General features: G+C 71.4%; 18 protein-coding genes. 7 read left to right on the top strand and 11 right to left on the bottom strand.

Features of this window, described 5'->3' with window-relative positions:
• Positions 1–3: 3 nt before the first annotated feature.
• Positions 4–1575: a DHA2 family efflux MFS transporter permease subunit gene (locus tag ACPA54_RS08870; protein ID WP_423528121.1), complete on the bottom strand. Its 1572-nt coding sequence runs from the start codon at positions 1573–1575 to the stop codon at positions 4–6.
• Between the two features lie 275 nt (positions 1576–1850).
• Positions 1851–2522 carry a PAQR family membrane homeostasis protein TrhA gene (gene trhA, locus ACPA54_RS08875; RefSeq protein WP_423528122.1) on the bottom strand — a complete coding sequence of 224 codons (672 nt, stop codon included), beginning with the start codon at positions 2520–2522 and terminating at the stop codon, positions 1851–1853.
• Between the two features lie 240 nt (positions 2523–2762).
• On the opposite strand from trhA, the gene ACPA54_RS08880 reads away from it, so the two are divergent.
• From ACPA54_RS08880 to ACPA54_RS08895, 4 genes are all read left to right on the top strand, one after another.
• Positions 2763–4586, top strand: a complete 1824-nt coding sequence (locus ACPA54_RS08880; protein ID WP_423528306.1) for a phosphoenolpyruvate carboxykinase (GTP) — start codon at positions 2763–2765, stop codon at positions 4584–4586.
• Positions 4587–4814: 228 nt separating this feature from the next.
• Positions 4815–5576, top strand: coding sequence for an isoprenyl transferase (locus ACPA54_RS08885; RefSeq protein ID WP_345675867.1), 762 nt, complete (start codon positions 4815–4817; stop codon positions 5574–5576).
• A gap of 322 nt (positions 5577–5898) precedes the next feature.
• Complete coding sequence (locus tag ACPA54_RS08890) at positions 5899–7215, top strand: RNA 5'-3' helicase PhoH2 (protein WP_423528123.1); 1317 nt, start codon at positions 5899–5901, stop codon at positions 7213–7215.
• A gap of 502 nt (positions 7216–7717) precedes the next feature.
• Positions 7718–8434, top strand: coding sequence for an aggregation-promoting factor C-terminal-like domain-containing protein (locus tag ACPA54_RS08895; protein WP_479729422.1), 717 nt, complete (start codon positions 7718–7720; stop codon positions 8432–8434).
• 414 nt (positions 8435–8848) lie between these two features.
• Here the strand turns inward: ACPA54_RS08895 and ACPA54_RS08900 are convergent, their stop codons facing one another.
• The gene (locus ACPA54_RS08900) at positions 8849–10009 is read right to left on the bottom strand and encodes a steroid 3-ketoacyl-CoA thiolase (protein WP_423528125.1); all 1161 of its coding nucleotides are present in this window, start codon (positions 10007–10009) and stop codon (positions 8849–8851) included.
• A 78-nt stretch (positions 10010–10087) separates the two neighbouring features.
• Here ACPA54_RS08900 and ACPA54_RS08905 point away from each other — a divergent pair, with 78 nt between their 5' ends.
• Positions 10088–11530 carry a TetR/AcrR family transcriptional regulator gene (locus ACPA54_RS08905; protein ID WP_423528126.1) on the top strand — a complete coding sequence of 481 codons (1443 nt, stop codon included), beginning with the start codon at positions 10088–10090 and terminating at the stop codon, positions 11528–11530.
• Positions 11531–11675: 145 nt separating this feature from the next.
• Here ACPA54_RS08905 and ACPA54_RS08910 read toward each other — a convergent pair whose 3' ends face one another.
• Positions 11676–12206, bottom strand: a complete 531-nt coding sequence (locus ACPA54_RS08910; protein ID WP_345675872.1) for an alkyl hydroperoxide reductase — start codon at positions 12204–12206, stop codon at positions 11676–11678.
• Between the two features lies 1 nt (position 12207).
• On the bottom strand, positions 12208–12759 hold the full coding sequence (locus tag ACPA54_RS08915) for a peroxiredoxin (protein WP_423528127.1): 552 nt from the start codon (positions 12757–12759) through the stop codon (positions 12208–12210).
• 150 nt (positions 12760–12909) lie between these two features.
• On the opposite strand from ACPA54_RS08915, the gene ACPA54_RS08920 reads away from it, so the two are divergent.
• Positions 12910–13830, top strand: coding sequence for a hydrogen peroxide-inducible genes activator (locus tag ACPA54_RS08920; protein ID WP_423528128.1), 921 nt, complete (start codon positions 12910–12912; stop codon positions 13828–13830).
• Position 13831: 1 nt separating this feature from the next.
• On the opposite strand, the gene ACPA54_RS08925 is transcribed toward ACPA54_RS08920, so the two are convergent.
• From ACPA54_RS08925 to ACPA54_RS08950, 6 genes are all read right to left on the bottom strand, one after another.
• Positions 13832–14998, bottom strand: coding sequence for a MalY/PatB family protein (locus ACPA54_RS08925; RefSeq protein WP_423528129.1), 1167 nt, complete (start codon positions 14996–14998; stop codon positions 13832–13834).
• A 51-nt stretch (positions 14999–15049) separates the two neighbouring features.
• Positions 15050–15730: a ribonuclease FAU-1 family protein gene (locus ACPA54_RS08930; protein WP_423528130.1), complete on the bottom strand. Its 681-nt coding sequence runs from the start codon at positions 15728–15730 to the stop codon at positions 15050–15052.
• Between the two features lie 55 nt (positions 15731–15785).
• Positions 15786–17195 (bottom strand): class II fumarate hydratase, encoded by a 1410-nt coding sequence (locus tag ACPA54_RS08935; RefSeq protein WP_423528131.1) that lies wholly within the window; start codon positions 17193–17195, stop codon positions 15786–15788.
• An 82-nt stretch (positions 17196–17277) separates the two neighbouring features.
• Entirely contained in the window at positions 17278–17943 is a 666-nt protein-coding gene (locus ACPA54_RS08940; protein WP_423528132.1) for a LutC/YkgG family protein, read from the bottom strand.
• A complete protein-coding gene (locus ACPA54_RS08945; RefSeq protein WP_423528133.1) occupies positions 17940–19442 on the bottom strand; it encodes a LutB/LldF family L-lactate oxidation iron-sulfur protein in 1503 nt (500 codons plus the stop codon). The genes ACPA54_RS08940 and ACPA54_RS08945 overlap by 4 nt, the downstream gene beginning before the upstream one ends.
• 32 nt (positions 19443–19474) lie before the next feature.
• Positions 19475–20260, bottom strand: coding sequence for a (Fe-S)-binding protein (locus ACPA54_RS08950; protein ID WP_423528134.1), 786 nt, complete (start codon positions 20258–20260; stop codon positions 19475–19477).
• A gap of 103 nt (positions 20261–20363) precedes the next feature.
• Between ACPA54_RS08950 and ACPA54_RS08955 the strand changes: the two genes are divergently transcribed.
• Positions 20364–23186 (top strand): alpha/beta fold hydrolase, encoded by a 2823-nt coding sequence (locus ACPA54_RS08955; RefSeq protein ID WP_423528135.1) that lies wholly within the window; start codon positions 20364–20366, stop codon positions 23184–23186.
• Positions 23187–23196: the final 10 nt, after the last annotated feature.

The raw sequence follows: 23196 nt of genomic DNA on the forward strand, positions 1-23196 counted from the left end.
CCATCAGGCGTGCACCGTTTCCGACGCGGCGCCCGAGGCCGCGTCTCCTGCCGCCTCGGCGGCAGGCGCCTGCTCGGCGCCTTGCCCCTTCCGGCCCGGCAGGAATGCCGCCACCAGCGCGCCCGCCACGATCGCGGCGATCCCGCAGGCGATCAGCACCACGTCCATGCCGTGCACGAACGCGTCGCGGGCGTGCGCGAGGAGCGCCGGGTCGCCGGTGCGCTGCGCGATCTCCACGGCACTGGCGACCGAGTCGTTCGCGGGCCCGGACACGTCGAGCCGGCCGGTGTAGGCGCCGGCCAGGATGCTGCCCAGCATCGCGACGCCGAGCGCGCCCGCGACCTGCTCCAGCGTCTGCATCAAGGCCGATCCGACGCCCGCGCGTTCGGGGGAGAGGGTGGCAAGCACCGCGTCCATGCCGGGGATCATCGCCACCCCGAGCCCGAACCCGATGATGCCGAGCCAGACGGCGGTGAACGCGTAGCCGTCCGACGGGCTGCCGGTCGCGCCGAGGAAGGCTCCCGCGGCGAGGAGCAGCATGCCCGTCGGGATCACTCCGCGGAACCCGAACCGCGCCACCAGCGGGGCGCTCACTCCGGCGGACGCGAGCAGTCCGCCCATCAGCGGCAGCAGCCGCACCCCGGTGCCGAACGCGCCCTGCCCGTCGACCGCGGCCAGCCGCTGCGGCAGCACGAACAGCACGCCGACCATCACGAACGACGGGACGACCGCCGCCAGCGAACCCCACAGGAAGTTGCGGTTGCGGAACAGCGAGAAGTCGATCATCGCGACGCTCCGCCGGGTCTCCCGCAGGACCACCGCGCCGATCAGCGCGAGTCCCGCGGCGATACCGCCGAGCACCACCGGGTCGGTCCACCCGCGCCGGGCCGCCTCGTTCGCACCGAACACCAGGACGGCGAGCCCGCCCGCGGCCAGTACCGACGTGACCGGGTCGATCTTCTTGGCGGCGGGGTCACGCGATTCGGGCAGCCACAGCGTGGCGGCGACGATCGCCGCCACCACCAGCGGCACGTTCATCAGGAACACCGAGCCCCACCAGAAGTGCTCCAGCAGCGCTCCGCCGACGATCGGGCCGAGCGGCAGCCCGAGCGCGGTCGCGGCCGCCCACACCCCGATGGCCTTCGACCGCTCCTCGGGCGGGAAGACGCTCGGCAGGATCGACATCGACAGCGGTGTCACCAGTGCGGCGCCCGCGCCCATCGCCGCCCGTGCGGCGATCACCTCGCCGACCGAGCCCGCGAAGACGCCCAGCAGCGACGCGGTGCCGAACAGCGCGAGGCCGGCCACGATCAGGCGCTTGCGGCCGAATCGGTCGCCGAGCAGCCCGGCGGGCACCAGCGCCGCGGCGAACACCACGACGTAGCCGTCGACGATCCACTGCAGGTCGCCGTTGTCCGCGCCCAGCGCGGTGGCCATCGACGGCAGGGCCACGTTGAGGACGGTCGAGTCCAGCCCGAGGACCAGCACGCTCGCCGCGAGCGCCGCGAGCGCCCACCAGCGGCGGGGGTGCGCCTGCTGTGCGGTGTCTGTCGTTGTTGCGCCTGCCTGTGCCATGTCTGCCTCCCGACAGTCCCGGTGCTCCCGGTGCTTCTGCATGCGGCTATGAAATGAGAGTAGCTGTCAAAAGATGGTTACCGTCAAGAGGTTCGCGCTCTCATGTGGTGCCAGCATGCAAAAGACAGGCAAAAGGCCGAGGCCCGCATCCCTGGGGATGCGGGCCTCGGCCTGCGGCGGATCGAGTGGATCGAGTGGATCGAGTGGATCGAGTGGGGCGGTCGGGGTGCTCGGGTCGGGCGGCGCCGCGGCTCCGGGCGGCGCCGCGTCCCGGGTCAGTGCGTGTACGCGACGATCGAGACGCCGATGTAGTGCGCCGTGAACGCGGCCAGCGTGAAGGCGTGGAACACCTCGTGGAAGCCGAACCAGCGCGGCGACGGGTCGGGCCGCTTGAGCCCGTAGACCACCGCGCCCAGGCTGTACAGCGCGCCGCCGACGATGATCAGCACGAGGACGGCGACGCCGCCTTCGCGCAGGAAGTCCGGGATATAGAAGACCGCCGCCCATCCGAGGGCGACGTAGACCGGGGTGTAGAGCCATCTCGGTGCGCCGAGCCAGAAGACCCGGAAGCAGATGCCGGCGATCGCGCCGCCCCAGACCACCCACAGCAGCGGCGAGTCCACGCCGAACAGGATGATCGAGAATGGGGTGTAGGTCCCCGCGATGATCAGGAAGATGTTCGCGTGGTCCAGGCGGCGGAGCACCGCTTCGCCGCGCGGCCCCCAGTTCCCGCGGTGGTAGAGCCCGGAGGTGCCGAAGAGCATCGCCGCTGTGAGGGCGAAGACCGCACAGGCGATTCTCGCCTTGGTGCTGTCTGCGATGCTCACGAGCACGATGCCGCCGGCCACCGCCACCGGGAAGGTGCCGGCGTGCAGCCAGCCGCGCAGCTTGGGTTTGGCCCGGGCCAAAGCGGCGCCGGGCGTCATCGCGTGTACGTCCGCACTCATGCGGGAAGTGTACTTACGGGGACGTAAGTTACCGGTAAGTAGGACGTGAAACACATCACGGAATATCCCGCGTCGACCCGGGTTTCCACGCGGTTCTTTGGGTCATCCGTCCGGTTTGGGGGCACAACTTCCCGGCAGGCCCCCTCCCGCCCGATCCGGCCGTACGGGTGAAGCGTTAAAATCCCCGCAACCCTCAACCCCGACGCCGGGGGCTCGCCGTCCCCGGCGCGAAATGGAGCGATCGTGGCGTACGAGGCCCTTGGCCTGGACAAGGCCCCGACGAAACACAGTCAGCTGATCGAATGGGTGCGCGAGATCGCCGCGCTCACCCAGCCGGACCGGATCGAATGGTGCGACGGTTCCGAGGCGGAGTACCAGCGCCTCGCGGACCTGCTCGTCGAAAAGGGCACGTTCAAGAAGCTCGACGATGTGAAGCGTCCCAACAGCTACTACGCCGCGTCCGACCCTCGGGACGTCGCGCGTGTGGAGGACCGGACGTACATCTGCTCGGAGAAGCAGGAAGACGCCGGCCCGACGAACAACTGGGTCGCCCCGGCCGAGATGCGCGCCAAGTTCGGCGAGATCTTCGAGGGCTCCATGAAGGGCCGCACGATGTACGTCGTGCCGTTCTGCATGGGTCCCCTCGGCTCCCCGCTGTCGGCCTACGGCGTCGAGATCACCGACTCCGCGTACGTTGCGGTCTCCATGCGCACCATGACCCGGATGGGTCAGCCGGTGCTCGACATCCTCGGCGAAGACGGCGACTTCGTGAAGGCGGTGCACACCCTCGGTGCGCCGCTGGCCGAAGGCGAAGCCGACGTGCCGTGGCCGTGCAACGAGACCAAGTACATCTCGCACTTCCCCGAGGCTCGGGAGATCTGGTCCTACGGTTCGGGCTACGGCGGCAACGCCCTGCTCGGCAAGAAGTGCTACGCGCTCCGGATCGCCTCCGTCATGGCCCGCGACGAGGGCTGGATGGCCGAGCACATGCTCATCCTCAAGCTCACGCCGCCGTCCGGCGCCGAGCCGAAGTACGTCGCGGCCGCGTTCCCCTCCGCGTGCGGCAAGACCAACCTCGCCATGCTCCAGCCGACCGTTCCCGGCTGGAAGGTCGAGACGATCGGCGACGACATCGCCTGGATGCGCTTCGGCGCCGACGGGCGGCTGTACGCGATCAACCCCGAGGCCGGCTTCTTCGGCGTCGCGCCCGGCACCGGCGAGGAAACCAACGCCAACGCCATGAAGACCCTGTGGGGCAACGCGGTCTTCACCAACGTCGCGCTCACCGACGACAACGACATCTGGTGGGAGGGCATGACCGACGCGGCGCCCGCCCACCTGACGGACTGGAAGGGCAACGACTGGACCCCGGCCTCGGACGTGCCCGCCGCACACCCGAACGCCCGGTTCACCGTGCCCGCGTCGCAGTGCCCGACGATCGCCCCGGAGTGGGAGGACCCGGCGGGTGTGCCGATCTCGGCCATCCTGTTCGGCGGCCGCCGCGCCAGCGCGGTCCCGCTGGTCACCGAGTCCTTCGACTGGCAGCACGGCGTCTTCCTGGGCGCGAACGTCGCGTCCGAGAAGACCGCGGCAGCCGAGGGCACGGTCGGCGAGCTGCGCCGCGACCCGTTCGCCATGCTGCCGTTCTGCGGCTACAACATGGGCGACTACATGGGGCACTGGCTGAAGATCGGCCAGAGCACCGACGCGGACAAGCTGCCGAAGATCTACTACGTCAACTGGTTCCGCAAGGACGCCGACGGCAAGTTCGTCTGGCCGGGCTTCGGCGAGAACAGCCGCGTGCTCAAGTGGATCGTCGAGCGCTTGGAGGGCATCGCGGACGGCGTCGAGACGCCGATCGGCGTCCTGCCCACCAAGGACGCGCTGGACCTCAAGGGCCTGGACCTCTCGGAGAGCGAGCTGGAGCTGCTGCTCAGCGTCGACCGCGAGATCTGGAAGCAGGAGGCCGCGCTGGTCCCCGAGCACCTGGAGAAGTTCGGCACGCACACGCCGCAGGCGCTGTGGGACGAGTACAACGCGCTCGTCGCCCGCCTCGACGCGTGAGCCGGTAGATCCGCGAGCAAGAACCACGAAGGCCCCGCCGGTATACCGGCGGGGCCTTCCGCGTACCGTGAAAGGCCCGCAGCCCGCCTATCGTGAAAGAAGTGCGCGACACGCGGAGTCTTCACGGACTCTTCACGTCGCGCCGCCGGTCGGGTGATTCCTGCCGGGCGCACGCGGGAGTAGGGTTTCCGGGCGCGAGTGATCCATAGGACGGAGGAGCAGGTGGACATGAGCCTGCGGGACCTCGCCTACGGCGCTTACGGCCGGCGCATCGAGGCCTCCCTCGATCCCGGCGACGTCCCCCGCCACGTCGGCGTCATTCTGGACGGCAACCGCCGCTGGGCCAAGGCCTACGGGCACCGCGCCGCCGACGGCCACCGCAAGGGCGCCGACAAGATCCACGAGCTGCTCGGCTGGTGCGAAGAGGTCGGCGTCGAGGTGGTCACCCTGTGGCTGCTCTCCACGGACAACCTCAACCGCCCGCCGGAAGAGCTCACCGATCTCATGGAGATCATCGAGAACGCGGTCCGCGACCTGGCCGCGACCCGCCGCTGGCGCGTGCACCCGGTCGGCGCGCTCGACCTGCTGCCCGAGCACACCGCCGGGGTCCTCAAGGAGTCCGAGCAGGCCACCGCGGACATCGACGGTGTGCTGGTCAACGTCGCGGTCGGCTACGGCGGCCGCCGCGAGATCGCCGACGCGGTGCGGTCGCTGCTCCAGGAGCACGCGGGCCGTGGCACCTCGATCGAGGAGCTGGCGGAGGTGCTCGATGTCGAACACATCTCCGAGCACCTGTACACGCGCGGCCAGCCGGATCCCGACCTGGTGATCCGCACATCGGGTGAACAGCGGCTGTCCGGATTCCTGCTCTGGCAGAGCGCCCATTCGGAGTTCTACTTCTGCGAGGCTTTCTGGCCGGACTTCCGCAAGGTCGACTTCCTGCGGGCCTTGCGCGACTACGCAGTGCGCCACCGGCGTTACGGAACCTGAAGGGCGTACGCCACCCCCGCGCGACACAGCGAATTCGGTGCTGATACCCCGTCGGACCTGCATGTGAACACCCGGCAAATGATCGCGCGGATTGTGTTGCGACGCATCCGGTAGGGAATAACTCCGCCAGACCCGGCGGTCATCCGCCGGGTATTGCAACGCAGGTGACACCCCGTCATCTGCCAGGGAGGCCCTTCCGTGCGGATACTGCGCCGCGTTCCACGGCGACAGGAGGGCCAGGCACCCGGCCCTCGGGCCGGGTCCTGGACTCCGAGCGATCAGGGCGCCGGTGCGCGCGCCCTGAAAGGGGGCGAGGCATCCCGTGGCCACGAACCAACGCCGTGCTCCGCAGCGCCGCACGTACGTCCTTGACACGAGCGTGCTGCTTGCGGACCCCGCCGCATTCTTGCGGTTCGACGAGCACGAAGTGGTCCTGCCCGTCATCGTGATCACCGAGTTGGAAGCCAAACGGCACCACCCCGAACTCGGTTACTTCGCCCGGCACGCGCTGCGCAGCCTTGACGAACTGCGCACCCGTTACGGCCGTCTGGACTGCCCGATGCCCATCGGGGAGGTCGGCGGCACCCTCCGGGTGGAGTTGAATCACATCGACGCGACGGTCCTCCCTCCGGGCTTCCGGCTCGGCGACAACGACTCGCGCATCCTGGCGGTGTCGCGGCACCTCCAGGCCGAGGGGCACGACGTGACGCTCGTGTCCAAGGACGTCCCCATGCGGGTGAAAGCGTCCGCGGTGGGTTTGAACGCCGAGGAGTACCGCGCCGAACTCGTCAACACGTCCGGCTGGAACGGCATGGCGGAACTCCAGGTCGCCGCGTCGGATGTGGACGATCTGTTCGAATGCGACAAAATCACCCTCGACGAGGCGGCCGAGCTGCCGTGCCACACCGGCCTCGTGCTGGTGAGCGAGCGCGGCAAGGCCCTCGCCCGGGTGACGCCGGACAAGCGCGTCCGGCTGGTGCGCGGCGACCGCGAGGTGTTCGGCCTGCACGGCCGCAGCGCCGAACAGCGCATTGCGCTGGACCTGTTGCTCGACCCCGAGGTCGGCATCGTGTCGCTGGGCGGCCGGGCGGGCACCGGCAAGTCCGCGCTGGCGATGTGCGCGGGCCTGGAAGCCGTCCTGGAACGCCGCCAGCACCGCAAGGTGATGGTGTTCCGCCCGCTGTACGCGGTCGGCGGCCAGGAGTTGGGGTACCTGCCCGGTACCGAGAACGAGAAGATGAGCCCGTGGGCGCAGGCGGTCTTCGACACGCTGTCCGCGGTCACCACCGCGGACGTCATCGAAGAGGTCGTCGGGCGGGGCATGTTGGAAGTGCTGCCGCTCACCCACATCCGCGGCCGTTCGCTGCACGACGCGTTCGTCATCGTCGACGAGGCGCAGTCCCTGGAGCGCAACGTGCTGCTGACCGTGCTGTCGCGGATCGGCAGCAACTCCCGCGTGGTGCTCACCCATGACGTCGCCCAGCGCGACAACCTGCGGGTGGGGCGGCACGACGGCGTGGTCGCGGTGGTGGAGAAGCTCAAGGGGCATCCGCTGTTCGCGCACATCACGCTGACCCGGTCGGAGCGTTCGCCGATTGCCGCGCTGGTGACCGAGATGCTGGAGGATTTGCCCGGATAAGGGGCCGAACACCCCTGTGTCGTACGACCGGAAGGCCCGCCGCCGGCGGGCCTTCCGGCCTGTCGGCGTTCTCCCTGGGCGTTCTTCCTGGGCCGTACCCGGGTGCCGGCCGGACGTTGCCGGGGAAAAGGTTCGAGCGTAATCCCGGTCACAACTGCCGCGTGGAAGAACCGTATTGTTGCCCGTCTTTACGCTGCTGTGACGTTCGACACGCGTGCGGAAATTGCCTTGGCGGGTTGTCCTGCGGCACGCTCGATGACTTGTAGGACCCCGCGTACGGCTTGGTGTGCCCCGTTGTCGGGTGCATACACCGGCGAGAACTCGCCGTAGCTCCACGCAAACTGAACAGCTCGACGCCGTACGCCGCCCGAACGCAGTGCCCGCCCTTTCGGGGCGAGCCGGGCCAGAGCCTCCCGTGACCAGCACGAAGGGGAGGCCCGCGACCAAGGGGTGAGGCACGTCTGCCGCCGTCAGGCGACGGACGACTGCGGAAGGAATTTGTGTGAGCCGGGTTTCGGTCCGGGGGATAGCCGTGGCCTCTGCCACGGCCGTGACGGCGGTCGGCGCCGTCGTCGGTATCACGGGTACCGGCGCGGGGACCTCCAACGCCCAGACGGTCGACACCGCGAGCACCACCACGAAGCTCCTCGACGTGCCGGGCACCGCCCAGGTGCAGCAGGTCAGCTCCGGTGTTCTGACGCAGGCGGACGCGCAGACCGCCGCCTATGACGAGGCCCAGCGGGCCGCGGCCGAAGAGGCCGCGCGCATCCAGGCCGAGCAGAAGGCCGCGGCCGACAAGGCCGCCGCGGACAAGGCGGCCGCCGACAAGGCCGCGGCGGACAAAGCGGCTGCCGACAAGGCTGCCGCGGACAAGGCCGCCGCCGACCGCGCGAGCCGCTCCGACACGCGTACGCCGGTGGGCAGCGCCGCGACGGGCGACCCCAAGGCCATCGCGCGCAGCATGATGAGCGCCTCGCAGTTCCAGTGCTTCAGCAACATCGTGGAGCGCGAGAGCGGTTGGAACTACAAGGCGACCAACCCGTCTTCGGGCGCCTACGGTCTGGTCCAGGCGCTGCCGGGTTCGAAGATGGCCTCGGCCGGCTCGGACTGGCGCACCAACCCCGAGACGCAGATCAAGTGGGGCCTGAGCTACATGAACAGCCGGTACGGCAGCCCGTGTGGCGCTTGGTCGTTCTGGCAGTCGCACAACTGGTACTGAGTCGGACCCGGCGCGCCCCGCATCGGGGCGGCGCCGTCCGGCGGCCGTGAGAACGGGCCTGGCTGCCCGTCTGGGCGCACGACGAGCCCCGTCCGGTCCCCCTGAGGGATCCGGGCGGGGCTCGTCGCGTAGACGCGTTGTCTGCGGTTTTCGGCGCGTACCGGTCGGGGCGCTTCTCGGGGTGCCGGTTCCGGTCGTCTGCCGGGGTGCTTCGCCGTGGACCGGGGGTGGTGACCAGCGCACCGCCCGGGCCGGGTGAGGCGTGTGCGCCGCGGGGGAAGGAAGCCCGAGGCGTACGAAGAGGTAGCTACCCGGCGCGGTGGGGAGTAAACCGGACAACTGAGCGAATGCCCGGCGAACGCGCCGGACCCGGCGCGCCCTGACGGGCGGCCGGGTCCGGGGAGAGCGTCCGGGTCAGATGCGCTCGATGATCGTGCCCGAGGCGTTGGCGCCGCCCGCGCACATGGTGACCAGCGCGGTGCTGCCGCCGGTGCGCTCCAGCTCGGACAGCGCGGTGGTGAGCAGGCGCGCGCCGGTCGAGCCGACCGGGTGGCCGAGCGCGATCGCGCCGCCGTTGACGTTGAGCTTGTCCATGTCCGCGCCCTGCACCTTGGCCCAGGACAGCACGACGGAGGCGAAGGCCTCGTTGACCTCGTAGAGGTCGATGTCCGACAGCTTCATGCCGGACTGCTTGAGCAGGCGCTCGGTGGCGTCGTTCGGGCCGTCCAGGTGGTAGTACGGGTCGGCGCCGACGAGGCACTGGGCGATGATCCGGGCGCGCGGGCGCAGGCCGAGCGCGCGGGCCTTGTCCTCGTCCATGAGCAGGATCGCGGCGGCGCCGTCGGAGATCTGCGACGAGTTGCCGGCGGTGTGGATGCCGTCCGGGACGACCGGCTTGAGGTTCGCGAGGGCTTCGCGGGTGGTGTCGCGCAGTCCTTGGTCGACGGAGACGGTGCGGGTCTCGCCGGTGGGCTTGCCCTCGGCGTCCAGGATCGGCGCCTCGACCGGCACGACCTGCGACGCGAAGCGGCCTTCCTCCCACGCGCGCTTGGCGTTGGCCTGCGAGCGGAAGCCCAGTTCGTCGACGTCGGCGCGGGTGATGCCGCGGTTCTTCGCGATGCGCTCGGCGGAGGTGAACTGGTCCGGCAGGTCGATGTCCCAGTCGGACGGCTTGGAACTCTGCCCCGGGCGGGCGCCGTGGCCGAGCGGGTTGCGGCTCATCGACTCGATGCCGCACGCGACGCCGGCGTCGATGGCGCCGGTCGCGATGAGGCCCGCGATCAGGTGCACCGACTGCTGGGCGGAACCGCACTGGCAGTCGATGGTGGTGCCGCCGGTGCGGTGCGGCAGGCCGCCGTAGAGCCAGGCGTGCCGGACGATGTCGCCCGACTGCTCGCCGGACTGGGTCACGCAGCCGCCGATCACCTGGTCGACCAGCTCGGGGTCGATGCCGGAGCGCTCGACGACGGCGCGCTGGGCCTTGCTCAGCAGTTGCAGCGGGTGCAGCCCGGCGAGGTGGCCGTTGCGCTTGCCGATGGGGGTGCGTACCACCTCGACGATGACGGGGTTGCCCACGGAGTGGCTCCTTTGCTCGTCCGGGCTGCCGGCCCCCGGATCGCCGGATCGGGTGGTGCGCGCCGACAGGCTTCCACGATGCGATTCTATGACTTGGTCAAGGATATCCCCGCTCACGGTACGGCCCGTCGGCGGTACCGACAAGCCCCGGTTCGCCCGGGTGACGGAATTCGCAGGTCCACACCACTGCCGCGAGCCCCGCGGACAATTACGCTTAGTAGCGTGAACAGCGAGACGGGGGAAAACCCACGGGGCGCGCGTGTTCGGCCCTCGGACCGCCGTTCCCAAATCCTGCGGCACGCCGGGGCACTTTTCGCCCGGCAGGGTTACGGCGCGACGACCGTGCGTCAGATCGCCGACGCGGCCGAACTGTTGTCCGGAAGCCTTTATCACCACTTCCCTTCCAAGGAAGCGATGCTGCTGGACATCATGGAGGACGTCATTGCCGACGCCCTGCGCCGCTATCGCGCGGCGGTGCGGACGACAACCGACCCGGTTGTTGCGCTCCGTAATCTTGTTCGAGGAACGCTCGCGCTGATCCAGGCAAATCCGGACGGCACGATCGTGAGCGTGGGCGAGGGCCGGCGTCTGGCGAGGACGGAACGTTTTTTCTGGTTGGCCGAACGCACGGCCGAAGCCTCCGGGCTGTGGGTGGAGGCCGCCCGCGACGGGTGGGAGAAGGGCGTCTTCCGGCCGGACCTGCCGCCCGAGGTGGTCGCGCACCTGCTGCAGAGCACCGCCTGGTCGATGGCGCAATGGCTCCGCTCCGGCCGGGTGTTCGACCCCGACGAGGCCGCGGACCGGATCGTGGACGGGTTCGTGCGCGGCATCGCGGTGCCGGGTGCCTACCAGTCGCGCGACCTCGGCGCGGTGCTGGCCGCGGCGCGGCCGTCGTGCCCGGGCGGCGGCATCGATCCTGCGCTGCTGGTGCCCGTGCCCGCGCGGATCGTCTTCGAGGGTTCCGACGCGCGCACGCGCATCATGATCGCGGCGAGCGGGCTGTTCGCCCAGCAGGGCTTCGCGCGGACCACGACGCGGCAGATCGCGGAAGCGGCCGGTGTCCCGGTGGGCAGCCTCGCCCACCACATCGGCAGCAAGGAGCGGCTGATCTCGGAGATGCTGGCCGAGTTCCTCGACGAACTCCGCACCGGCTTCGCGAAGGACGCCGCGGACGCGGCCGGGCCGGTCGAGCAGGTCGGCGCGTTCATCGTGCGGACCGTGCGGATGCTGGCCGAGCACGGCGTCGCTTCGGTGATACAGCTCAACGAGTCGGCGATGCAGGAGTTGCCGCGCCGCGAGCTCGACGCGCTGTTCGGGCATGTGTCGCGGACGTGGCACGGGGCGGTGGAAGACGGCATCCGGGCCGGGGTGTTCCGGGCCGAGGTGGACCCGGACTTCGCGCACCGGGTGATCCGCACGGCGATCTCCGCGGGCAGCGGGGTGTACCAGGCGATGGGCGTGCCGGACGTGCCGGGGCTGTACCAGGAGATCGTGCTGGCGGGGGTCGGCGCGCGGCGCTGAGCGGGCCCACCGGAGCGGGGCCGCCGACGGCGCCGGGTCTTCCGGGGTCGGCGGGGGGCCTGCGAGGGCCTGCAGATGTATCGGAAACGCGCACGGGCGGTACGGAGGAGTCCTCCGTACCGCCCGTGCGGTGTGTGCGGGTGCGTCAGCCGATGACGGCTTCCGCCTCCAGCGTCGCGCCGACCGCGTTGATCACCGCGGCGATCTTGATCGCCTCCTGGACCGTCTCGCGCGGCAGGCCTTCCTTGCGGAGGACCTGCTCGTGCGACTCCAGGCAGCGGCCGCAGCCGTTGATCGCGGAGACCGCGAGCGACCACAGTTCGAAGTCGGCCTTCGGGGCGCCCGGGTTGGCCATGATGTTCATGCGCAGCCCGGCCCGCAGGTTGCCGTACTCCGGGTCGCCGATGAGGTGCATGGCCCGGTAGTAGACGTTGTTCATCGCCATGATCGCCGCCGCGGCCTTGGCCGCGTCGAACGCCTCGGGCGACAGGTGCGTCTTGGCCTCGGGCTCCAGCTCGCGGAGCACCTTCGGGCTGCGCGAGGCGATCGCGCAGGCCAGCACGGTGCCCCAGAGCGTCTGCTCGGGGAGCTTGGAGTTGCCGACGACGGAGCCCAGGTTGAGCTTCAGGTCCTTGGCGTACTCCGGCAGCTCGGCCTTGAGGACGTCGAGACCCATGTCAGCCCGCCATCAGCGCGGCGGCGTCCAGCGTCTCCGAGCCCTTCTGCCAGTTGCAGGGGCACAGCTCGTCGGTCTGCAGCGCGTCGAGGACCCGCAGGACCTCCTCCGGGTTCCGGCCGACGGAGCCCGCGGTGACCATCACGAACTGGATCTCGTTGTTCGGGTCGACGATGAAGACCGCGCGGTCGGCGACGCCGTCCGCGTTCAGCACGCCGCAGGCCTCGGCCAGCTCGCGCTTGAGGTCGGACAGCATCGGGAACGGGAGGTCGTTCAGGTCCGGGTGGTCCTTGCGCCAGGCGTAGTGCACGAACTCGGAGTCGACGGAGACGCCGAGGATCTGCGCGTCGCGGTCGGCGAAGTCCTCGTTGAGGCGGCCGAACGCGGCGATCTCCGTCGGACAGATGAAGGTGAAGTCCTTCGGCCAGAAGAAGACGACGCGCCACTTGCCGTCGTGCGACTTGTTGGAGATCTGCTCGAACGCCTTGTCCGCGTCGAGGGACACGACCGCCGTCAGGTCGTACTCGGGGAACTGGTTACCGACAGTAAGCACTGGGTCTCCTCCGCGATGGTGCCCGGCACACTGGGTTCGTGCGCCGTTCGGACGTACTCGGACGTACGCAGCACACCGTGCCATGTTTTCATTGATCAGAGAAATAGAGTGATCCTGATCATTTGATAGGGAGTAGTTATCAGTACCCGGATGCCGACGATTGCCCAGCTCAGAGCGTTCTCGGCGGTGGCCGACACGCTGCATTTCCGCGATGCGGCGGCCGTCGTCGGGACCAGCCAGCCCGCTTTGTCGAGTGCGGTGGCGGCACTTGAGGAGGCGCTGGGGACTCAGCTCGTGGAACGTACCACGCGGCGTGTCCTCTTGACGCCGGCCGGAGAGCGGGTCGCCCGGCATGCACGGAGAGTGCTCGCCGCCCTGGAGGATCTGGTCGGCGAGGCGGAGGCGGCTCGGCGGCCCTTCACCGGTCCCCTGCACCTGGGCGTGATCCCGACGGTGGCGCCGTACGTACTGCCCTCGCTGCTGCGGCTGGTGCGCAAGGAGTACCGCGAACTCGACCTGTACGTGCACGAGGAGCAGACCCACTCGCTGCTCGACGGCCTGGCGACGGGGCGGCTCGACCTGCTCGTCCTGGCGCTCCCGGCGGGTGTCCCGGGCGTCGACGAAATCCCGCTGTACGACGAGGATTTCACGCTCGTGGTGCCGGAGGGATCGGCGCTCGGCGGGCGGAGCGACGTGCCGCGCGAGACGTTGCGGAACCTCGACGTGCTGCTGCTCGACGAGGGGCACTGCCTGCGCGACCAGGCGCTGGACGTGTGCCGCGAGGTGGGCGCGGGCGAGGCGGGCGCGACGCGGGCGGCGTCGCTGCCGACCCTCGTGCAGCTCGTCGCGGGCGGCCTCGGGGTGACGCTGCTGCCGGAGACCGCGATCAATGTGGAGACCCGGCCCGGGTCGCAGCTGGAGGTGGCCCGGTTCTCGGCGCCCGCTCCCTACCGGCGCATCGGACTGGTGATGCGGGCGAGCACCGGGCGGGCGGCGGAATTCGGCCAGTTGGCGGCGTCGCTGCGGAACGCGGTGGCGGGGCTGCCGGTGCGGGTGGCCGAGCCGGCCTGAGTCAGCGGCGGACACTCTCCACGGCGGCGGCCATCCGTGCGGTGATCTCGCCGAGGATCGGCCGCGAGGTGGCCAGGTTGAGGCGGACGAAGCCGTCGCCGGCCGTACCGAACCGGCGCCCGTCGGCCAGCGCCACGCGGGCCTTCTCCAGGAAGAACGCCGCGGGGTCGGCCAAGCCGAGCGCCCGGCAGTCGAGCCACGCCAGGTAGGTGCCCTCCGGGGCGCGGTGCCCGAGTTCCGGCATGTGCCGGGCCACGGCCTCGTCGAATGCGCGCCGGTTGCCGTCCAGGTAGGCGACGGTGTCGGCGAGCCACGGGCCGCCGTGGTCGTAGGCGGCTATCTGTGCGGCGATGCCGAACGTGGTGGCGCCGTTGCGGGCGAAGTCCGGGATCGACCACCACGTCGCGGCGGTCCCGGCGTCGCCCAGCACGACCTGGGCGCACTTGAGCCCGGCGAGGTTCCAGGCTTTCGAAGCGGACGTCACGGTGACGCTGTGGGCGGCGGCGGAGGGGTGGATCGACGCGTACGGGGTGTGCGTCTCGCCGGGCATCGCCAGCGGGGCGTGGATCTCGTCGGCGATCACCCGGGCGCCGTGGAAGTCCACGACCCCGGCGAGTTCGAGCAGCTCGGGACGGGTGAAGACGCGGCCGACGGGGTTGTACGGGTTGCACAGCAGCACGGTGCGGGCGCCCGCGCCGAGAGCGCGCGAGATCGCGTCGATGTCCAGGATCGGCCGGTCGCTCGGCACGTCCGCGGTGGTCAGGGGCACCGGGACGGCTTCCCGGCCGGACCGCGCGACGACGTCGAAGAACGGCGGATATGCCGGCACCGGCACGACCACGCCGGTCCCGTGCGGCGAGAACGCCTCCAGGGCGAGCTCGATCCCGCGGACCACGTCCGGCACCAGGCCGACGCGCGACGGGTCGACATGCCACCCCCACGTCCGCGCCGCGTACGCCGCGAACGCGTCGGGCAGCCCGGTCCGGGCGTCCTCGTCCGGATACCCGAAGTCCTGCCGCGCGACCGCGTCGGTGACCGCCTCCCGGACCGGCTCCGCCACCGCGAAGTCCATTTCGGCGACCCAGGCGGCGAGCACGTCCCCCTCGACGGACCGCCACTTCACCGTCCGCCGCCGACGCAACGCAGATATGTCCACCTCGTCATGCATGCGCCTAGTCTGCACGCCTCCGTCGCGGGGACCACAAGCCGACGACTCGACCTACACCGCTTCCGTCGGCGCGGCGGCGGGGACGTCGGCCCAGTTCGCGGGCAGTTCGGGGAGCGGCCAGGCGGGGTCGGGGCGGAAGTCCGGCCACGGGCCGTCGAAGGGCGGGCCCCACGCTTTGATCACGTCGACGGCGCGGTGGCCGTCGGCGTAGATGGCGGCGACATCGGCGTCGGTGTAGCGGCCCGCGTCGCGGGACGCGGCGAGTTCGTCCTCGTCCTTGAAGTGCCAGCGGCGCTCGGGGGTGACCCAGATGTCGAGGGTGTGGTCCTCGGTGTCGACGCCGCCGGACCAGCGGACGCGGGGGCGTTCGAGGTTGACGTACCAGCCGTTGAGGCGCCACTCCGGGCTCCAGAACAGCCAGACCGACCACGGCTCGTCCGGCCGCGCGAGCATCAGGACGCCGGTGCCGGACCACTCGGCGACCGCCGGGATCCGGCCCGCGCGGAAACGGCGGTCGATCGGCAGCGCGCGGATGTCGCCGCCGTCCGGGAGGACCGGCTTGATCCGCCGGGTGCCGCCCGCGAGCCAGACGGCGAGTTGGTCCGGGTCGTCGCGCACGACCGTCACCGGTCGGCAGTCGAGTACTTCGCCGTTCCGCAGGTACCGCCACAGGATGTGGTCGCCGGGGGCCCAAGCCTCCGGCCGAGTGCGCTGTGCGCCGTCCGCCGTCATGCCGGGATGGTATGCGGCGGGACGGACGGATGGCGGCGCATTGCCAACTGTTCGGCTAAGGGCGGGTCATGCGCAGCACGTCGAGGGCCTCGTCGAGCTGGGTTTCGGTGAGGCGCCCGGCGGCGACGTGGCCGCGTTCGATCACCACCTGGCGGATGGTCTTGCGCTCGGCGAGGGACTGCTTCGCGATCCGGGCGGCTTCCTCGTAGCCGAGGTAGCGGTTGAGCGGGGTGACGATCGACGGGGAGCTTTCCGCGTACTCGCGCAGGCGCTCGGCGTTCGCGGTGATGCCGTCGATCGTGCGGTCGGCCAGGATACGCGCGACCGCGGCCAGCAGCCGGATCGATTCGAGCAGGTTGCGGGCGATCACCGGCAGCATGACGTTGAGTTCGAAATTGCCGGCCGCGCCGCCGAACGCCACCGCCGCGTCGTTGCCGATCACCTGGGCGACGACCTGGCCGACCGCCTCGGGGATCACCGGGTTGACCTTGCCCGGCATGATCGAGCTGCCGGGCTGCAGGTCGGGCAGGTGGATTTCGCCGAGGCCGGTGCGCGGGCCGGAACCCATCCAGCGGATGTCGTTGGCGACCTTGTTGAGGCCGACGGCGATGGTGCGCAGCTGGCCGGACAGTTCGACGAGGCCGTCGCGCGCGCCCTGCGCCTCGAAGTGGTCGCGGGCCTCGGTGAACGGCAGCCCGGTGGCGGCGGCGAGTTCCTCGATGACGCGGGCGGAGAATCCCGGCGGGGTGTTGATGCCGGTGCCGACGGCGGTGCCGCCGAGCGGGAGTTCGGCGACGCGGGGGAGCGACGCCCGGAGGCGTTCGATGCCGTACCGGACCTGGGCCGCGTAGCCGCCGAACTCCTGGCCGAGGGTGACCGGCGTCGCATCCATCAGGTGGGTGCGGCCGGCCTTGACGACCTCGGAGTACTCGTCGGCCTTGCGGCCCAGCGACAGCGCCAGGTGGTCGAGCGCGGGGACGAGGTTGCGGGTCACGGCCTCGGCCGCGGCGACGTGGATCGACGACGGGAAGGTGTCGTTCGACGACTGCGACGCGTTGACGTGGTCGTTCGGGTGCACGTCCCGGCCGAGGCGCTCGGAGGCGAGCGTGGCCAGCACCTCGTTCATGTTCATGTTGGACGACGTGCCCGAGCCGGTCTGGAACACGTCGACGGGGAACTCGGCGTCCCAGTGCCCCTCCGCGACCTCGCCCGCGGCAAGCCGGATCGCCTCGGCCACGTCCGCGTCCAGCACCCCGAGTTCGGCGTTGACCTTGGCGGCCGCCGCCTTGATCTGCGCGAGCGCCGCGATGTGCGCGTGTTCGAGGGTGCCGCCGGAGATCGGGAAGTTCTCCACCGCGCGCTGCGTCTGCGCCCGCCACTTCGCCGCCGCGGGCACCCGGACCTCGCCCATCGAGTCGTGTTCGATGCGGTACGCGCCCGTGTCCCGGGCCCCCTCGTCGCTCATCGCCGTGCCTCCGTGGTGCGGTGCTGGTGTACGGGGAACCCTCGCGCCCGGCCGGGTGTTCCCCGGCCGGGCGCGACGGCGGTCACCCCAGGACGAGGACGTGCAGGGTGCGCGGACCGTGCACGCCCGCGACGCGGACCATCTCGATGTCGACGGTCGCCGACGGGCCGCTGATCCACGTCTGCGGCCGCGTCGGGTCGAGCCGGGCGACGGCCTCGGGCACGGTGCCGACGACCTGGTCCGCACGTACGACGCACAGGTGGTAGTCCGGCAGCAGCGTGAGCGCGCGGCGGCCCTGGTCGGGCCCGGTGTCCAGCACGATGGTGCCGGTCTCCGCGATGGCCAGCGCACAGCCGGTGGCGACCGCGCCGATGTCCTCCAACTGCGTGTCGGACAGCGGCGGATCGTCGACGACCAGCTCGACGCCGGTGGCCGCCAGCCAGGACAGCCGCCTGTCGAGGTTGGGCACCGCGATCCGGCGGATGCCGGCGAGCGCCAGCAGGTCGTCGGCCGCGGCGATCATGTCGCCGGTCCTGATGTACCGCACAGTCGCGTCATAGTCCGCGAGACGGTCGGCGAACACCCCGACGACATCGGTGCCTTCCTGCCGTTCGCGGCGGTACGTGCGGTCCACCTCGACGCGCTCCGGCGGATGCTGCGCCAGCGCGCCGCGGATGCGGGTGAGGATCTCGGACTTGGCCTCGGACGGCAGTCCGGGGTTCGGGGGCGGGGTGGTGGGCGCGGTCATCGCTCGTCCCCGTTCGCCGGGTCGGCCGGTGCGAATCCTTCGGGTTCTTCGTCGTGTCCGCCCGCGGTGCGCTTGTACCAGGAGCGGAAGGACTCCGGCGGCGGCGCCGGAGCGTCGCGGCTGTCCGTCCAGCCCGCCACCGGGCCGGCCAGCAGGTGCGGGATCCGTCTGATGCGGCCCTTGCGGCCGATGAAGTGCCGGGTGAACGACGCGGCGTGCTGGGCGAGTCCGAGCCGCCACGGTTCGCCGAACGTCCACCCCGCAGCCGCCATCGCGGCCTTCTCGGCGGGATGCGACGGCCCGCGCTTGAGGTCGACCAGCTGGGCGCGCTGGCGGGTGAGGATCGCCGGGATGTCGATGCGGACCGGGCACGCTTCGAAGCACGCGCCGCACAGGGACGACGCGTACGGCAGCGACGCGGTCTGCTCGTCCACCTCGTGCTGGTTGATGCCGCGCAGCTGCGGCGTGAGGATCGCGCCGATCGGGCCCGGGTAGACGGAGCCGTAGGCGTGGCCGCCGACGCGCTCGTAGACCGGGCACACGTTCAGGCAGGCCGAGCAGCGGATGCAGCGCAGCGCCTGCCGCCCCAGCTCGTCGGCGAGGACGTCGGTGCGGCCGTTGTCGAGCAGCACCAGATGGAAGGTGCGCGGCCCGTCGCCTTCGGTGACGCCCGTCCACATCGACGTGTAGGGGTTCATCCGCTCGCCGGTGGACGACCGCGGCAGCAACTGGAGGAACACCTCCATGTCCCGCCACGTCGGCAGCAGCTTCTCGATCCCCAGCACGGTGATCAGCACGTCGGGCAGCGTCAGGCACATGCGGCCGTTGCCTTCGGACTCGACGACGCACACCGTCCCGGTCTCCGCGACGGCGAAGTTGCCGCCGCTGATCGCGACCCTGGTCCGCAGGAACTTCTCCCGCAGGTGGCGGCGCGACGCCTCGGCGAGGTCCGCGGGCACGTCGGTCAGCCCGGGGGGCGCCGGGGTGCCGGCATGGCGCATCTCGCGCGCGAAGATGTCGCGGATCTGCGACCGGTTCCGGTGGATCGCCGGGACCAGGATGTGCGACGGCAGGTCGTGCCCGAGCTGCACGATCAACTCGGCCAGGTCGGTCTCCCACGCGTGGACGCCGGCCGCGGCGAGCGCGTTGTTGAGGCCGATCTCCTGGGTCGCCATCGACTTGACCTTGACGACCTCCTCGGCGCCGTGGCCGCGGACGATGTCGACGACGATCGCGTTCGCCTCGGCGGCGTCGCGAGCCCAGTGCACGGTCCCGCCCGCCGCGGTGACCTTGGCCTCCAACTGCTCCAGGTAGCGGGGCAGATGCGCGAGGACGTCGTCCTTGATGGCAGCCCCGGCGTGGCGCAGCTTCTCCCAGTCGGGCACCTCGCGGACGGCCGCGGCGCGCTTGGCGCGGATCGTGTGGGTGGCGTTCCGCAGGTTGGCGCGCAGCTGCCGGTTCGCCAGCTCCTTGCGGGCCATGTCGGGGAACGCGGGCATCCCCACGAAAGTGGGTTCCGGGCGGACGGCGGTCACGGCGTCACCGCCGTCCGCACGGCACCCGAGGGGTACGGATCCAGCTCCGGATGCGGCCCTTCGGAGGCGAGGATGTCGGCCAGGTGCATCACCCGCACGCCCGCGTGCTGCCGGGACAGCAGCCCGCCGATATGGGTGAGGCACGAGTTGTCGCCCGCGCACAGCACCTGCGCGCCGGACTCCAGGACGGCCTCCGCCTTGTCGAGGCCGATCGCCGTCGACGTGTCGGCGTTCTTCAGGGCGAACGTGCCGCCGAACCCGCAGCACTCGTCGGCGCGCGGCAGCTCCACGAGCCGCAGCCCGCGGACCGCGCGCAGCAGCCGCAGCGGCTTGTCGCCGACGCCGAGCGTCCGGGCCGAATGGCAGGTGGGGTGGTAGGTGACCGTGTGCGGGAACACCGCCCCGACGTCCTCGACGCCCAGCACGTCGACGAGGAATTCGCTGAATTCGTACACGCGCGGCGCAATGGCGGCGACCGTCCGGGCGAATTCCGCCGAGTGCGAGCTGTCCGCGAGCGGTGGATAGGAGTCGCGGACCATGGCCGCGCACGAGCCCGACGGGGTGACGACCGCGTCGTACGGCGCGAACGTCTTCGCGAACGACTCGGCCAGCGGCCGGGTCTCGTGCCGGTAGCCGGTGTTGAAGTGCATCTGCCCGCAGCAGGTCTGCGCGTACGGGAACTCCACGTCGTGCCCCAACCTGCGCAGCACCCGGACGACCGATTTGCCGGTCTCCGGGAACAACGTGTCGTTGAAGCAGGTGATGAACAGGGCAACGCGCACGATTCACCTCCAAACAAGTGGAATCGACTCTAAGACGGTCCGGCCCGGTCCGCCCGTCGCATGCCCGCCCGTGGCGCCGCGCGCCACACCGTAGGGTCGGGCCATGACGTGGAGGACGGCGGTGCGCCGCCGCATGCCCGCGACCCGGCGCGGCCGGGCCCTGACCGCCGCCGCGGTCGCCCTGGCGCTGCTCGCCGTGGTGCTGGCCGCGGGGGCGTCGGGAGGCGGCGGGTCATCACCCGTCCGCAGCACCGAGCAGCGCATCGAGGTCGCCGCCGGACCCGGCTCGGCCGACCGGATCCCGCTCGACACCACCGTGTACTGGCCGGACACCGGCGCACCCGCGCCCGCGCTGCTCCTCGGCCACGGTTTCGGCGGCAGCAAGCTGTCGGTGCGGGCCGAGGCGCAGGACTACGCCCGGCGCGGCTACGTCGTCATGACCTGGTCGGCGCGCGGCTTCGGCGCGTCCGGCGGGGCGATCGCGCTCGACCAACCGGACTACGAGGTCGCCGACGCCCGCGCCCTGGTCGACTGGCTCGCCGCACGGCCCGAGGTGAAGTCCGACGGGCCCGGAGACCCGCGGGTCGGCGCCGCGGGCGCGTCCTACGGCGGCGCGCTCGCGCTGCTGCTCGCCGCCTACGACCCGCGCGTCGACGCCGTGGCCCCGCAGTGGACCTGGAACGACCTCGCCGCGTCGCTGCTGCCCAACGCGGGCGGCACCGGCGGCAACGACGGCGTGTTCAAGAAGATGTGGGCGGGTGTGTTCTTCTCCGCCGGTGCCGGCGGGGGCCTGCCGGGCGGTACTCCCGAAGGCGGTGTCCCGGGCGGCGCCGGCGCGGGCGGGGCGGGTGCCGCGCCGAGCGCGGACACCGCGCTGTGCGGCCGCTTCGCCCCCGACGTGTGCGCGGTCTACGAAGAGGTCGCCCGCACCGGCAAGGCCACCCCGCATGCCGTCGAGCTGATGCGCCGGGCCAGCCCGGCGCTGGTCGCCGACCGGCTGCGGGTGCCGACGCTGCTGATCCAGGGGCAGAGCGACTCGCTGTTCCCGCTGTCCGAGGCGGACGCGACCGCGAAGGCGGTGACCGCCAACGGCTTCCCGGTGGAGATGGCGTGGACCGCGGGCGGGCACGACGGCGGGCCCACCCAGGACGCGTGGGTGGCCGACAAGACGGTGTCCTGGCTCGACCGCTGGGTGAAGTCGGACGCGGGCGCGGCGCAGACCCGCGCGACCCGGGCCGGCGGCACGCGGCCCGTCGCCGCGGGGCCGTTCTCGGTCACCCGCTTCGGCGGCGTCGACACCTCCACCCGCGAACAGGTCGTGAAGATCGCGTCCGGGCCGAGCTACCCGGGCAGCGGCGGCAGCTCCCGGCGCGAGATCCCGCTGCTCGGGGTGCCGCAGACGGTGGTCAACCCGCCCGGCGGCGTCCCTCCGTCGATCTCCACGCTGCCCGGGCTGGGGGCGCTCGGCACGCTGGGGCAACTCGGCGGCGGCAGCGGCACGGTAGGACAGCTCGCCCTCGACATGCCCGGGCAGACCGCGGTGTTCGACAGCGCCACGCAGAACGGCACCTTCCGCATCACCGGCGGCACGACGGCGAAGGTGCGGGTCTCCGGGGCGGACGACATCGTGCTGTTCGCCAAGCTGTACGACGTCGACTCGGGCGGTTCGGCGGTCCTGCCCTACCAGCTCGCCGCACCGGTCCGGGTGTCGGGCGCCCGCGACGGCCGCGAGGTGGAGATCCGGCTGCCGGAGATCGACCGGGAGATCGACGCCGGGCACCGGCTGCGGCTCGTGTTCACCACCACCGACCTCGGCTTTGCCACCCCGGCCGAACCCGCGGTCTACCAGGTCGCCGTCACCGGCCCGCTCGTTGTGCCGTCGGTGTCCGGACTGAAGGCGCCGCCCGCCGGATACCCCTGGTGGACCTGGGGCCTGCCGCTGATCGCCGCCGCGGCGGCCGCGGTGCTCGTGGCCACCGGGCGCCGCCGGATCAAGGCGCGGGCGCCGATCGCCGGACTGCGCGACGTGCCGCTGCGGATCCACGGCCTGACCAAGCGCTACAAGGGCGGCAAACTCGCCGTCGAAGACCTGTCGTTCGAGGTGGCGCGCGGCGAAGTCCTGGGCCTGCTGGGCCCCAACGGTGCGGGCAAGACGACGACGCTGCGCATGCTCATGGGCCTCATCCACCCCGACGAGGGGGAGATCCGGATCTTCGGGCACGTCGTCACGCCCGGGGCGCCGGTGCTGTCCCGGCTCGGGTCGTTCGTCGAAGGGCCGGGGTTCCTGCCGCACCTGTCGGGACGGGACAACCTGCGGCTGTACTGGCGCGCCACCGGGCGACCGGAAGCGGACGCGCACGTCGAGGAAGCGCTGGAGATCGCCGGGCTCGGCGAGGCGCTGGACCGCGCGGTCCGCACGTACTCGCAGGGCATGCGGCAACGGCTCGCCATCGCGCAGGCCATGCTCGGGCTCCCGGACCTGCTGGTGCTCGACGAGCCGACCAACGGGCTCGACCCGCCGCAGATCCGCGCGATGCGCGACGTGCTGATCCGATACGCGTCGGACGGCCGCACCGTGGTGGTTTCCAGCCACCTGCTGGCCGAGGTCGAACAGACCTGCACACACGTCGTGGTCATGCACCGCGGCCGCCTGGTCGCGCAGGGCCCGGTCGAGGACATCACCGGCGACGGCAACACACTCGCGATCGGCACACCCGCACCCGAGCGGGCGGTGGCCGCGCTCGCGGGCCTGAAGGGCGTCGCCTCGGTCGAACCCGAAGGCGAAGGCGTGCTCGTGCACCTCGCGGGCGCCGAACCCTCCGCGGTGGTCGCCGAACTCGTCGGCGCCGGCGTCGCGGTCGACCGGGTCGCCGCGAAACGGCGGCTGGAGGACGCGTTCCTGACACTGATCGGAGAACAGCAGTGACCGCCGTCGA

This window comes from Uniformispora flossi, from assembly GCF_049534875.1.
GTDB classification, from domain to species: domain Bacteria; phylum Actinomycetota; class Actinomycetes; order Streptomycetales; family Streptomycetaceae; genus Yinghuangia; species Yinghuangia aomiensis.

Coding starts and splice junctions, on each gene's coding strand:
- ACPA54_RS08870 (WP_423528121.1), bottom strand. CDS start 1,575: ATGGCACAGGCAGGCGCAACAACGACAGACACCGCACAGCAGGCGCAC.
- trhA (WP_423528122.1), bottom strand. CDS start 2,522: ATGAGTGCGGACGTACACGCGATGACGCCCGGCGCCGCTTTGGCCCGG.
- ACPA54_RS08885 (WP_345675867.1), top strand. CDS start 4,815: ATGAGCCTGCGGGACCTCGCCTACGGCGCTTACGGCCGGCGCATCGAG.
- ACPA54_RS08905 (WP_423528126.1), top strand. CDS start 10,088: ATGCGATTCTATGACTTGGTCAAGGATATCCCCGCTCACGGTACGGCC.
- ACPA54_RS08910 (WP_345675872.1), bottom strand. CDS start 12,206: ATGGGTCTCGACGTCCTCAAGGCCGAGCTGCCGGAGTACGCCAAGGAC.
- ACPA54_RS08920 (WP_423528128.1), top strand. CDS start 12,910: ATGCCGACGATTGCCCAGCTCAGAGCGTTCTCGGCGGTGGCCGACACG.
- ACPA54_RS08925 (WP_423528129.1), bottom strand. CDS start 14,998: ATGCATGACGAGGTGGACATATCTGCGTTGCGTCGGCGGCGGACGGTG.
- ACPA54_RS08930 (WP_423528130.1), bottom strand. CDS start 15,730: ATGACGGCGGACGGCGCACAGCGCACTCGGCCGGAGGCTTGGGCCCCC.
- ACPA54_RS08935 (WP_423528131.1), bottom strand. CDS start 17,195: ATGAGCGACGAGGGGGCCCGGGACACGGGCGCGTACCGCATCGAACAC.
- ACPA54_RS08940 (WP_423528132.1), bottom strand. CDS start 17,943: ATGACCGCGCCCACCACCCCGCCCCCGAACCCCGGACTGCCGTCCGAG.
- ACPA54_RS08945 (WP_423528133.1), bottom strand. CDS start 19,442: ATGCCCGCGTTCCCCGACATGGCCCGCAAGGAGCTGGCGAACCGGCAG.
- ACPA54_RS08955 (WP_423528135.1), top strand. CDS start 20,364: ATGACGTGGAGGACGGCGGTGCGCCGCCGCATGCCCGCGACCCGGCGC.